Below are 13293 nucleotides of genomic sequence, written 5' to 3'. Positions count from 1 at the left end.
CAGTCGCGACACGAAATCAGACCTCAGCCCCGACTTTTATTAGAGAATAATAAAACTTTCAGTTTATCTTCATGAGGTATTGTGCTACATTCTCGTCTAACCGGCAAGGCCATCCGGCACCAGCAGCCTCGCTACGGGGGGCTTACCGTGGAGCGGGGTTAACGAGAAGCGGCGGCTGGACAAATTCATTAGAGTAGGTATCATTCCTTGGCCACCGGCAAAGAGCCCCCCTCTCGATGGAGCCGTGAACCACATGATCGTATCCCCAGAGGGAACAACATATTTTCAGGAGAAGAAATGCTATCCATCGCTCGTCTCGGGCAGCTCGCCGCTGTCCTCTCCCTGCTCACCATGACCGCCTGCTCGGCGCCCAGAGCCACCAGGTACCTGCTCGGCAACCCTGAGAACCCGTATCCGCAGCGTAAGTCCCCAGAGATCGGCGACATTGTCCACCTCCCCACCGGGACCCTGGTGACGCGGCAGCAGATGTTGGATGTCGTCACCGACGCCCGGGTGGTCTACGTCGGCGAGACCCACGACAACCCGGCGGCGCACCGCTTGGAACTGGACGCCCTTAAGGCGCTCGAGGAGCGCCATCCCGGCAAGGCCGCGCTGGGCATGGAGATGTTCGTGCGCAGCCAGCAGCCGGTCCTGGACCGCTGGGTCGCGGGGGACTTGGACGAGAAGGCGTTTTTGAAGGCGTCACGCTGGTACGACAACTGGAAGATGGACTTCGCCTACTACCGGGACCTGCTCCTCTACGCCAAGGAGAAGCACATCCCGGTCGTCGCGCTCAACGCGGAGAAGGAGCTGGTGCAGGCGGTGCGCAGCAAACCGCTGGAGGAGCTGACGCCTGAGCAGAAGGCGCAGCTGCCGGAGATGGACTTCTCCGACCCGTACCAGCGCGCCCAGACCGAAAGCATGTTCAGCGGGCACGACAGCCACGGCAAAATGGCGGTGGAGGGCTTCACCCGGGCCCAGACGCTGTGGGACGAAACCATGGCGGAGTCCGCCGTGCGTTACCTCACCAGCCCCGCTGGCAAGGAGCGCCACCTCCTGGTGGTGGCCGGCGGCAATCACGTCAGCTACGGTTTCGGCATCCCGCGCCGCGTCTTCCGCCGTCTCCCCACCTCCTACGCCACCATTGGGGGGCGCGAGCTCGCGGTGCAGCGCGCGGAAAAGCCGGTGACCATGGAGGTGGTGCTGCCCGACTTCCCGAACGTTCCCTTCGATTTCCTGGTGAACTACGCCTATGAGGGGCTGCCCAAGCAGGGCGTGCTGCTCGGCGTCATGTTCGAGCCGGATCCCAAGGGACGCGGCCTCGTGGTGAACACCGTGGTCCCCGACTCCAATGCCGCCCGCGCCGGGGTGCAGAAAGGGGACCTGCTGCTGACCATGGACAACGAGCAGTTGAAGGACAGCCTCGACCTGATCTACGCGGTGAAGCAGAAACACGTGGGGGACAAGTCCACGCTGAAGCTTGAGCGAAAGGGAGAGGTGCTGGATCTGGAAGTGCTGTTCAAGATTGGCGAGGCGCCCAAACACGGCAAGCCCTGACACCGGCCGGGGTAGTCGCCCCGACCGAGATACCGGAGGACAATGACTGTTATGTATGCGATGAGTAACGTCGGAAACACCATAGCCATGGTGCTGGCCGGTGGCAAGGGCGAGCGCCTCAGCCCTCTCACCAACAGAAGGGCCAAGCCGAGCGTCATGTTCGGCGGCAAATACAAGATCATCGATTTCGTCTTGAGCAACCTGTTCAACTCCGGGATCAAGAAGGTCTACATCCTGACCCAGTACCGCGCCTACTCCCTCAACAAGCACATCAGGGAGTCCTGGGGCAAATGGACCGGCCTGGGCGAGTTCTTCGTCGCCATCTCCCCGGAGACCAGCTCGGAGAACGAGGATTGGTTCAAGGGGACGGCCGACGCCATCCTGCAGTACCTGCGCTTCGTTGAGTCCTCGGACGCGGACTACGTCGCCATCTTCGGCGGCGACCACATCTACAAGATGGACGTGAGCCAGATGATCGACTACCACCGCAGAAACCGGGCGGACCTGACCGTCGCGGCCCTCGAGGTCCCGGTGCAGGAGGCGAGCCGCTTCGGGGTTTTCTCCGTGGACGATGACTACAAGATCACCGCCTTCGCCGAGAAGCCCAAGCATCCGGAGAGCATCCCCGGCCGGGACACCTGCTTCGCCTCCATGGGGAACTACATCTTCTCCACCAAGAAACTGATCGAGGTGCTGCAGGAAGGGAAGAAGCGTTACGAGGACCTCGACTTCGGCAAGCACGTCATCCCGATGATGCTGGAGAACCACGACAAGGTCTTCGCCTACAACTTCAACGACAACATCATCCCCGGCATGAAGGCTGAGGAGAAAGGTTACTGGAAGGACGTGGGGACCATCGAGAGCTACTACGAGGCCAACATGGACCTGATCCACGTCTCGCCGCAGCTCAACCTCTACAACTACAAGTGGCCGATCCTGACCAACCAGGGCAACCTGCCGCCGGCGAAGACGGTGTTCGACGAGGAAGGGCGGCGCGGCATGAACATCGACTCCTACGTCTGCGCCGGGTGCATCACCAGCGGAGCGACGGTGCGCCGCACCATCCTGGGCCCGCGCTGCAAGGTGAACAGCTACAGCGAGATTGACGATTCCATCCTCTTCGAAAACGTCACGGTCGGGCGCCACGTGAAGATCAAGCGCGCCATCATCGACAAGAACATCGTCATCCCCGACGGCACCGAAATCGGCTACAACCACGAGGAGGATCGGGCCAAGGGGTACCGGGTCACCGAATCCGGGATCGTCGTGGTATCGATGGCGGAAGCCAAGTAAAACGGGCGGCCGGGCCGCCCATGACATCGCAACAACAGCAGACACCCCGGCCACCGCAGCCAGTCGTCCCTAAGGGGCGGGAGCACGCATGCGGGCAGCATCGAAGCGCAACCAAAGACGCGAGATCAACAAGATCGTCGGGGTCTACGCCCTGTTCGGCAGCGCCTGGATCTACCTCTCCGGCTACGCCCTGATCTGGCTCGTCTCCGACCGCCACATCGCGGAGCAGATCGAGGTCTACAAGGGGCTCATGTTCATCATGGTGACCTCGGCGCTGCTCTACCAGCTGATCTCCCGCTTCGCCCGCCGACTGGCGGAATCGGTGGACAGGCTCGAGGAGAGCGAGGCCCGCTTCCAGGCCATCTACCACAACGTCAACGACGCCCTCTTCATCCATGATGCCGCCACCGGCAAGCTGGTGGACGTGAACCGCACCATGTGCGAGATGTACGGGTACACCCCCGAGGAGGCCCGGGGTCTCACCGTCGGGGAGTTGAGCCTCGGGGAGCCCCCGTACAGCGAGGGGGACGCCAGGCGCCTTTTACAGCAGGCGGCGGCGGGTCCCCCGATGACGGTACGGTGGCGCAGCAAGAAGAAGGGCGGCTCGCTGTTTTGGTCCGAGGTGAGCCTGCGCCGGGCCGACATCGGCGGCAGCGACCGGGTCATCGTCCTGGTGCGCGACATCACGGCGCGCCACGAGATGGAGGAGGCTCTTCAGCAAAACGAGGAGATCCTCAAGGTCCTCATGGAGGAGATGCCGGCGGGGGTGGGGTGGGCCGACGAGAGCGGCCGTGTCCAGTACCTCAACAGCTACGTCAACGACTGGCTGGGCTACGTCTCCGATGACCACCCAACCCTCGAAGAGCTGATGGAGCGCGCCCTCCCCGACCCGGCCTACCGGGACCAGGTCTTGGCCACCTGGCGCGAAGAGATCGCAAAAACGCTGGAGAGCGGCGCCCCGGTCACCCCGCAGGAGGCGAAGATCTCCTGCGTCGACGGCTCACCGAAACACATCATCCTGAACACCCGCCTGGTCCACCACCGCATCCTGTTCACCCTGACCGACATCACCAAGTGGGAGGCGATGCAGCGGGAGCTGCTGAAGGCCCAGAAGCTCGAATCGCTCGGCGTCCTCGCCGGCGGCATCGCCCACGACTTCAACAACATCCTCACCGGTATCCTTGGCAACCTCTCCTTCGCCGAACTGCTGCTCGACCCCGACCACCCGGCCCAGGGGGCGGTGAAGAACGCCGAGAAGGCGTCGCAGCGCGCGGCCGAACTGGCGCACCAGCTGCTCACCTTCTCCAAGGGGGGGCAGCCCATCAAGAAAGTGGTCCCGCTGGGGAGGCTCCTGCAGGAATCCCTCTCCCTGTCCCTGCACGGAACCAAGGTGCAGACCAGGCTGGAGCTCCAGGACGGGCTGCACGCCATCGAGGCGGACGAGGGGCAGATGAACCAGGCCTTCAGCAACGTCATCATCAACGCCTGCCAGGCGATGCCGGGCGGTGGAGTGCTGACCGTGAGGGCCGGGAACACCCCGCTGCGGGCCAACAACGACCTCGGCCTCCCCGCCGGCGACTACGTCGAGGTATCCTTCATCGACCAGGGGTGCGGCATCCCGTACGAGGACCAGAAGCTCATCTTCGACCCCTACTACAGCACCAAGCCGGGAGGCAGCGGCCTCGGGCTCGCCTCGGTCCATTCCATAGTGATCAAGCACGGCGGCAGGGTCGAGGTGAGTTCGACGCCCGGAGCGGGAACGACCCTCACCTTCTACCTCCCCTCCGCGGGCGAGGCCGCGCCGGAAGAGACGCAGCAGCGATCGGAGCGCCCCCGCAAGGCGGGGGAAGGAACGGTGCTGGTCATGGACGATGAGGAGGCGATCAGGACGCTGACCCGTGACATGCTGCAGTACCTTGGCTACCAGGTGGTGACCTGCGCGAGCGGCGAGGAGGCGGTACGGCTGTACCGGGAGGCGGTCCAGGAGGGAACACCTTTCGCCGCCGCCATCATGGACCTCACCATACCCGCCGGCATGGGTGGCAAGGAGGCGGCGCAGCAGATCCTCGAGCTGGATCCCGCCGCGAGGCTGATCGTCTCCAGCGGCTACTCCAACGACCCGGTCATGGCGGAACATGCCGACTACGGTTTCTGCGCCGCGGTGGTGAAGCCGTACCGCTGCGAGGAACTGCAACAGGCGCTGGAGCGGGTGTTGTCGCCCCCCTGACCGGCGCCGCTTCCGGCTACTCCGTTTCCCGCCCCCACAACTCCTTCAGTCTCCAGTTGCGGCCGCACCCGTCGTGGTAGCGCTGGTAGTGGTACGGGTTTTTCTTGTAGTACTGCCGGTGGTACTCCTCGGCGGGGTAGAACTCCGACGCCGGCAGGATCTCGGTGACCACCGCCGCGCCGAGCTGGTTGGCGCACGCCGCCTCCTCCCTGGTTTCCTCGGCCTCGCGTCTCTGCTCCTCGTCCTGGTAGAAGATGGCGGTCTGGTACTGGCTGCCGTAGTCGCAAAACTGGCGGTTCTTGGTGGTGGGGTCGATGTTGCGCCAGAACACCCGCAGCAGTTCGCGGTAGCTCACCCGGGCCGGATCGAAGACGATGCGCACCGCCTCCACGTGACCCGTCTCCCCCTCGCAGACCTCCTGGTAGCTTGGATTGGGCGTGGTGCCGCCGGTGTAGCCGGGGAGCACCGAGAGCACCCCCGGCATCGTGTCGAAGACCGGCTCCATGCACCAGAAGCAGCCGCCGGCAAAGATGGCGGTTGCGGTGTGGGGGTCGGTGGCGCTGTTTTCCATGGTTCCTCCCTAGGCACGGCGCGCGCAGTCGCACTGGTCAGACGGGGTCACCCCGTCACCGCGATGACTTCCTCGTAGGTGGTTATTCCTTCCAGCATCTTGCGTACGGCCTGCTCCCGCAGGGTCACCAGGCCGTCCTTTCGGGCCGCGCCCTGCAGCTCGGAGAGATCGACCCGCTCGCCGATCACGGCCTTGATGGTCTCGTTCACGTCCAGCACCTCGAAGATCCCGGTCCTCCCCTTGTAGCCGGTACCGCGACATTCGGCGCACCCCTCTCCGGCCCAGACCTTCGCCTGCCGCTTCAACCCCAGGTACTCCAGCTCCTCGGCGCTCAACTGGCTCTCCCGCTTGCAGTTGGGACAGATCTTCCGCAACAGCCGCTGGGCGATGATGCCGATCACCGTGGAGGAGATCAGAAACGAGGGGACCCCCAGGTCAATCAGCCTGGTCACCGACGAGGGCGCGTCGTTGGTGTGCAGCGTGGAAAGCACCAGGTGCCCGGTGAGGGCTGCCTGCACCGCGTTCTCGGCGGTCTCCTTGTCCCGGATCTCCCCCACCATGATGATGTCGGGATCCTGCCTGAGCACGTTCCTGAGCACCTTGTCGAAGGTGACCCCAATGCCGCTTTGCACGCCGACCTGGTTGAACTCCTCCATCACCATCTCGATCGGGTCCTCCACGGTGACGATGTTCACCTCCGGGGAGGAAAGGGTCCTCAGCGACGAGTAGAGGGTGGTGGTCTTGCCGCTGCCGGTGGGGCCGGTGACCAGGATGATGCCGTTTGGGCGGCGCAGGAAGGAGCTGTAGAGCTGGTACTCGCGCGGGTAGAAGCCGATGCTGTCCAACTCCTGCATCAGGACGTCGGGGTCGAAAATCCTGATCACCACCTTCTCCCCGAAGGCGACCGGCAAGGTGGAGACGCGCAGCTCGACCTCGCGCCCGTCGTGGCTGGTCTTGATCCTGCCGTCCTGGGGGCGCCGCTTCTCGGCCAGGTCCATCCGGGAGAGCATCTTGATCCGGGAAACGATGGGGGGATGCAGCTGCTTGGGTACCACGTGCACGTTGTGCAGCACCCCGTCCACCCGCAGGCGCACCAGCGACTTCTCCCGCTTGGGCTCGATGTGGATGTCGCTGGCGCGCTGGTCGAAGGCGTACTGGAGCAGGAACTCGACGGCGGAAATAATGTTGCGGTCGGTACCCTCGATCTCGTGCCCGCTTTTCAGGCGCACGAACTGCTCCAGGTTGCCAAAGTCCACCGCGGTGGCGACCTCGCTCTCGGCGGCCTGCACCGAGGCGCGGAACCCGAAGAACTCCCTCAGGATCTTGAGAATGTCGTTGCGCGAGGCGAGCACCCGGCGAAACTCCATCCTCTTCACGGCCCTCAGCTCCTCGATCACCTGGTCGTTGAAGGGATCGGCGACGGCCAGGGTCACCACGCCGTCGGCGAAGTCGACCGGAACGATCAGGTGCCTGAGCGCGAAGGGGCGGGAGATGTGGGCCGTGACCAGGTCGAGGTCGAGCTTCATCGGGTTGATCTTTAGGTAGGGGAGTCCCACCGCGGCGGCGAGGACCTCGGTGATGGCGTCCTCGGTGAGGAGCTTGCCGCCGGAGCCGGCGATCTCGAGGTTCAGCGAGGCGATGATCTCGGCGGGAGAGGGCTTTTCCGGGGTCTGCTGCAGCCGCCGGGAATACCCCGCCTGCTGCGCGCCCGCCAGCCGCTGCGCCTGCGCCTCCCCCCTGGCCAGCAGATCTTCTAACTGCCTCTCGTCGATCAGTCCACGATGCAGGAGGATCTGGGCGACGTTCTTGATGGTGACCATCTTTTTTTTCTGCATGGCGTGACCCTTTAATGTGAACAAGTATGCGATTATCGGCGAGAAACATAGTGATGTCAAGGAGGTGCGAGTTTGACAACGGACGCCTCGCCGATATCATTAAATGGCGCCTATAATGGAGGCGTGCCACTACCGATTGGAGAAGGAGGGACACCATGTTCGAACTGTTCGAGAAGGCTGTACTCACGGCGCTCGGCGCGGCGGCGATCACCCAGAAAAAAGGCGAGGAGCTGATCCAGGAGATGAAGTCCCGCTACAAGATCAGCGAGGAGGAAGGGCGGGCCTTCCTGGACCGCATCCAGGAGATGGCGCGCACCGGGCAGCAAAAGACCGCCGAAGTGGCCGAGGCCGAGGTGAAGAAGGCGCTGGACCGGATGGGCATGGTGTCGCGCGAGGACTTCGAGAGACTGGAGCGGCGCGTGAGGGCACTGGAGGCGCTCGCCGCCGAAAGCGTCACCTCTCAGCCGGAGGATGAGTGTTTAGGATAGTAAATATAAACCGCAACGTCAGGAGCATCCGGCGCTACCGCCAGATCATCACGGTGCTCGGCGGCTACGGGCTCGGGCACCTCCTGGAGTACCTGAATTTCGGGCAGGTGGTCGACTTCTCGCGCCGTGTCTTCAGGCCCCGAAGCCCGAAGGCCGAGCACCTGACGCCGCCGGAGCGCCTGCGCCTCGCCCTGGAGGAGCTCGGCACCACCTTCATCAAGCTGGGGCAACTCCTCTCCACCCGCGCCGACATCATCCCCGCCTCCTTCGTCCAGGAGCTGGCCCACCTGCAGGACAAGATCCCCTGCCTCCCCTTCGAGGAGATCAAGACCCAGATCGAGCACGAGCTGGGGGTGCCCCTGGGGCAGCGCTTCCTGTACGTGGAGCCGGAGGCGATCGCGGGGGCCTCCATCGCGCAGGTGCACCGCGCCCGGCTCATCACCGGCGAGGACGTGGTGGTGAAGGTGCGCCGCCCGGGTGTGGTCGAGGCTGTGGAGACCGACATCGACATCCTCATGGGGGTGGCGCTCCTTTTGGAGCGCCACATGGCGCGCAGCGACATCTACGATCCGGTCGGGGTGGTGCGCGAGTTCTCCTACACCATCCGGCGCGAGATGGACCTGACCCGCGAGGGGCACGCCATCGAGAAGATCCGCGACAACTTCAAGGGGGACCCGCACCTCTACTTCCCGCAGGTCTACTGGGAGGCGACCGCCAAGGGGGTGCTCACCACCGAGTACGTCGAGGGGATCAAGGTGAGCGACATCTGCGCCATCGAGGCGGCGGGGCTGGACCGGCGCGAGATCGCCCGGCGCGGGGCCAGGACCTTTTTGAAAATGGTGCTGGAGCACGGTTTCTTCCACGGCGACCCCCACCCGGGCAACGTGCTGATCTTCAAGGACAACGTGATCTGCCTGCTCGACTTCGGCATGGTGGGGAGGCTCGACCCGGCGGTGAAACGCTACCTGACCGACGTCCTGGTCGCGGTGATCAACCGCGACGTGGAGGGGCTCGCGCAGATCATCGTCGAGGCGGGCGACACCGGCGAAACGGTGAATATGCCGGCCCTGAAGAAGGGGCTCGCCGAGTTCATGGACAGCTACTTGGAGATCCCGCTCAAGGAGATCGAGGTGGGGCGCATGCTCCTGGAGTTCATCGACCTGGTCTCCACCCACCGCATCAAGGTGCACCCGGACCTGACCATGCTGGTGAAGGTGCTGGTGGTGGTGGAGGGGATGGGTCGAAAGCTCGACCCCGAGTTCGACATGGTCGGCCACCTGCGCCCCTTCCTGGAGCGGGAGTTCCGCCAGCAGCACTCCCCCGGCCGCCTGTTCCACGAGGTCGAACAGGGCCTGGAAGGCTACCTCACCCTGGCGCGCAACCTGCCGCGCGACATCCGGGAGATCCTGAACAAGATCAACCGCAACAAGTTCCGCATCGACCTTGAACACCGCGGCCTGGATCGCTTCTCCAAGGAACTGGACCGCTCCGCCAACCGGCTCTGCCTCTCCCTGATCATCGCCGCCCTGTTGATCGGCTCCTCCATCGCCATGCAGGGCAACCGCGGCCCCATGCTGTTCGGCTTTCCCGCCTTCGCCTTTTTCGGCTACAGCTGCGCCGGCATAGTCGGCGTCTGGTGGATGGTGGCCATCCTCCGCTCCGGCAGACTGTAGCAAAAAAGCCACACTCGCCGTTGCACAGGCACCACAGCCGCATTTTTGCCACACCTCCCGCAGGCTCCCCCTCCCCGCGCGACACCGTCTACAGTGCCGAAGCTGCGTGCTTTTTTCCAATGAGAAGCAAGGCGCCCGTTTTGGCTCACTATTTGCTAGATAGTAAGCATACTGACTATCAGGAGCAAGCAGATGATATTCCAGCAGACATTGGGCAACAAGGTAACCTTCAGCGGCATCGGCCTGCACACCGGCAAGACGATCACCATCACGCTGCGTCCGGCGGAGCCCGGCACCGGCGTCGTCTTCCACAGGGTTGACCTCACCCCGGCTGTCTCCATCGAAGCGCACGCGCAAAACGTGGTCAACACCAGGCTCTCCACCACCATCGGTCGCGGCGATGCGAGCGTCTCCACCATAGAACATCTCATGGCGGCCCTGTACGGCTGCGGCGTCGATAACGCGCACGTCGACATCAACGGCCCGGAAGTCCCGATCATGGACGGCAGCGCCGCCCCCTTCGTGGCCGCCATCGTCAAGGCGGGCATCAAGGAGTCCAAGAAGCCGCGCAAGTACCTGGTGATCAAGAAGCCGGTCTCCGTGACCGAGGGGGACAAGAAGGCCTCCATCATCCCGTCGCGCCACTACAAGATCTCCTTCGACATGCAGTTCGCGCACCCGGCGGTGAAGAGCCAGTTCCGCTCCTTCGAATTCAGCCAGTCCAGCTTCACCGACGAGTACGCCGCCGCCCGCACCTTCGGCTTCCTGGCAGAGGTCGACATGATGAAAGCTCACGGCCTGGCCCTCGGTGGCTCCCTGGACAACGCGGTGGTCATCGGGGACAACGGGGTCATGAACCCGGAAGGGCTCCGGTTCCAGGACGAGTTCGTACGTCACAAGATCCTCGACTCGGTGGGCGACCTCTCCCTCGCCGGGCACCGCCTGATCGGGCACGTCAAGGCCACCAAGTCCGGCCACGACCTAAACCACAAGCTGGTCATGGAGCTCTTGAAGCGCCCCGACTGCTACACCCTGATCGAGTTCACCCCGCAGGCATTCAACGCCCCCTTCAACATTGCCCTGCCGGAGCTGGCCTGGCTGGAGGCTTAACAGGCAGGTCGAAATTACGGTTGCGGTCAAGAAAAATCCAAAGCAGTCCCTTCGCGGGACTGCTTTTTTTCGTCCCCCCGCAGCATGGAAGTGCTTGAAACTGCTCATCCGTTCGTATAGAGTGGCGTGATGCCGATGTCCGACCAAAAAGAAGGGCTCCCCCCGCACATCCAGGGGGGCGAACTGCCCGCCGGAGAGATCAGAAAGCGCAAGCGCGAGGCGATCATCGTCTGCGTGTCGCTGTTCATGATCGTGCTCCTCACCTACCTCGAGATCCACCTGTCGCGCCTCTCCTCCGAGGTGCCGATGGGGAGCAACATCATCATCTTCGGCATCATCAACGTCATCATCCTGCTCATCATCCTCCTGGTCTACCTGGTGTTCAGGAACATCACCAAGCTCTTCCTGGAGCGGCGCAAGAACACCCCGGGCGCCAAGCTGCGCACCAAGCTGGTGCTCGCCTTCGTCACCCTGTCCCTGGTGCCGACCATGCTCCTTTTCTTCGTTTCCGCCGGCTTCATCACCAACAGCATCCAGAACTGGTTCAACAAGCAGGTGGAAACCTCCCTGAACGAGTCGATGGAGGTGGCGCAGGTCTACTACAAGACCTCGGCCACCAACGCGCTCTACTACGGCGAGCAGATCAGCGACGCCATCAAGGAGAGAAAGCTCCTCAACGAGGAGAACCTCCCCCAATTGAAGGCCCTGGTGCGCCAGAAGCAGAAGGAGTACAACCTGGGGGTGGTCGAGGTCTTCTCCGCCCAGCGCGAGGAACTCTTCCGCGCCGGCAACCCGAAGCTCCCCCTGGGCGAGTTCACCAACCCCTCCTCCGAGGACATCAACGTGGGGCTCGCCGGGCAGAAGCTGACCCGGGTCAACGCCATCGGCAAGGCCGACCTGATCCGCGGCATCGTCCCGATCCGGAGCAATTTCAACGACAACGACGTGGTCGGGGTCATCGTGGTCAACTACTACGTCCCCTATTCCCTGGTCTCGAAGATGCGCGAGATCTCGGCCTCCTACCACGAGTTCCGCCAATTGAAGATCCTGAAGCACCCCATCGCCACCGGCTACATCCTGACCCTGTTCCTGATCACCATGGTGATCGTGTTCCTCGCGGTCTGGTTCGGGGTCTACCTGGCCCGCAGCCTCACCATCCCGATCCAGGAGCTGGCCGAGGCGACCCGCCAGGTGGCCGAGGGGAACCTGGACGTGCACCTGGGCGAGGGGGGGGGCGACGAGATCGGCATGCTGATCGCCTCCTTCAACCGGATGACCGAGGACCTGCGCGAGAACCAGCTCGCCCTGCAGCACACCAACGAGGAACTGCAGAAGAGCAACATGGAGCTGGACCAGCGACGCCGTTACATGGAGGCGGTGCTCGCCAACGTCACCGCCGGCATCATCTCGGTGGACAAGAACGGCCTGCTCACCACGGTGAACAAATCGGCCGAGAAGCTCCTCTTGATCAACAGCGAGAAGGTGACCGGGAAGAACTTCCGCGAGGTGCTGCAGGTCGAGCACCTGGACATCGTCAAGGGGCTTTTGCGCGACATGGTGCTCGACAAGCACGACGCCATCGTGCGCCAGGTGACCATCCCGATGCGCGACGGCGAGCTGACCCTGCTCACCAACCTGACCGTCTTGAAGGACGAGAACGACGCCTTCATGGGGATGGTGGTGGTGCTGGACGACCTCACCTCGCTGATCAAGGCGCAGCGGATGGCGGCCTGGCGCGAGGTGGCCAGAAGGATCGCCCACGAGATCAAGAACCCGCTCACCCCGATCCAGCTCTCCGCGCAGCGGCTGAGAAAGCGCTACCTCTCCCGCTTCGAGGGGGAGGAAGAGGTCTTCGACCAGTGCACCGCCATGATCATCAAGTCGGTGGACGAGCTGAAGGGGCTGGTGAACGAGTTCTCCAACTTCGCCCGGATGCCGGCGTCGGTTCCCAAGCCCAACGACCTGAACGACATCCTCAAGGAGGCGCTCACCCTCTACGTGGAGGCGCACCGCCACATCCGCTTCACGCTCAACGAGGACGAGCGGATGCCCCCCATCATGCTGGACCGGGACCAGATCAAGCGCGTGGTGATCAACCTCCTCGACAACGCGGTGGCCGCCATCGAGGGGGAGGGAGAGATCGAGCTCGCCACCCGCTACGACAGCACCCTCAAGATGGCCACCTTCACCGTCTCCGACACCGGCCACGGCATCGCCGCGGAGGACCGCCCCCGGCTCTTCGAGCCGTACTTCTCCAGGAAGAAGAGTGGCACCGGCCTCGGCCTCGCCATCGTCAATACCATCATCTCCGACCATCACGGCTTCATCCGCGCCAAGGAGAACCACCCCAAGGGGAGCCGCTTCATCATCGAGCTTCCCGCCGACGCCTGAACCGCGGCCGAGCAGACTCCCCCCCTCCCCTTGACGGGCCTGCGCGCCGTAGCGCTTCGGTCCGCGAAGCCGTGAGGGGGCATTTCATACAAGAGACGAGACGAATCGGTTTCGAAGCTAGATAACGAATGAGGGGCATGGGTCGGAT

Annotated in this window: 9 protein-coding genes; 7 read left to right on the top strand and 2 right to left on the bottom strand. The window is 63.7% G+C overall.

The window, feature by feature from the left end; translation table 11 throughout:
• Window positions 1–297: 297 nt before the first annotated feature.
• From KOL99_RS19695 to KOL99_RS19685, 3 genes are all read left to right on the top strand, one after another.
• Window positions 298–1557 (top strand): ChaN family lipoprotein, encoded by a 1260-nt coding sequence (locus KOL99_RS19695; protein ID WP_216512179.1) that lies wholly within the window; start codon window positions 298–300, stop codon window positions 1555–1557.
• A 51-nt stretch (window positions 1558–1608) separates the two neighbouring features.
• A complete protein-coding gene (gene glgC / locus KOL99_RS19690; protein ID WP_216512199.1) occupies window positions 1609–2850 on the top strand; it encodes a glucose-1-phosphate adenylyltransferase in 1242 nt (413 codons plus the stop codon).
• An 88-nt stretch (window positions 2851–2938) separates the two neighbouring features.
• Window positions 2939–5077, top strand: coding sequence for a hybrid sensor histidine kinase/response regulator (locus tag KOL99_RS19685; RefSeq protein ID WP_216512178.1), 2139 nt, complete (start codon window positions 2939–2941; stop codon window positions 5075–5077).
• Between the two features lie 16 nt (window positions 5078–5093).
• Here KOL99_RS19685 and msrA read toward each other — a convergent pair whose 3' ends face one another.
• Window positions 5094–5648, bottom strand: a complete 555-nt coding sequence (msrA, locus tag KOL99_RS19680) for a peptide-methionine (S)-S-oxide reductase MsrA (protein ID WP_216512177.1) — start codon at window positions 5646–5648, stop codon at window positions 5094–5096.
• A 47-nt stretch (window positions 5649–5695) separates the two neighbouring features.
• Entirely contained in the window at window positions 5696–7483 is a 1788-nt protein-coding gene (locus tag KOL99_RS19675; RefSeq protein ID WP_216512176.1) for a GspE/PulE family protein, read from the bottom strand.
• 155 nt (window positions 7484–7638) lie between these two features.
• Here KOL99_RS19675 and KOL99_RS19670 point away from each other — a divergent pair, with 155 nt between their 5' ends.
• From KOL99_RS19670 to KOL99_RS19655, 4 genes are all read left to right on the top strand, one after another.
• On the top strand, window positions 7639–7971 hold the full coding sequence (locus KOL99_RS19670) for a phasin family protein (RefSeq protein ID WP_216512175.1): 333 nt from the start codon (window positions 7639–7641) through the stop codon (window positions 7969–7971).
• A complete protein-coding gene (locus KOL99_RS19665) occupies window positions 7959–9644 on the top strand; it encodes an ABC1 kinase family protein (RefSeq protein ID WP_216512174.1) in 1686 nt (561 codons plus the stop codon). The genes KOL99_RS19670 and KOL99_RS19665 overlap by 13 nt, the downstream gene beginning before the upstream one ends.
• A gap of 192 nt (window positions 9645–9836) precedes the next feature.
• Window positions 9837–10754, top strand: coding sequence for a UDP-3-O-acyl-N-acetylglucosamine deacetylase (gene lpxC, locus KOL99_RS19660; protein ID WP_216512173.1), 918 nt, complete (start codon window positions 9837–9839; stop codon window positions 10752–10754).
• Between the two features lie 129 nt (window positions 10755–10883).
• Window positions 10884–13145, top strand: a complete 2262-nt coding sequence (locus tag KOL99_RS19655; protein ID WP_216512172.1) for a sensor histidine kinase — start codon at window positions 10884–10886, stop codon at window positions 13143–13145.
• Window positions 13146–13293: the final 148 nt, after the last annotated feature.

The sequence above is a fragment of the Geomonas azotofigens genome, from assembly GCF_018919395.1.
In the GTDB taxonomy this organism is placed as follows: Bacteria; Desulfobacterota; Desulfuromonadia; order Geobacterales; family Geobacteraceae; genus Geomonas; species Geomonas azotofigens.
Note: the sequence above shows the minus strand (reverse complement) of the source record. Positions and strands in the feature narration are given on the sequence as shown.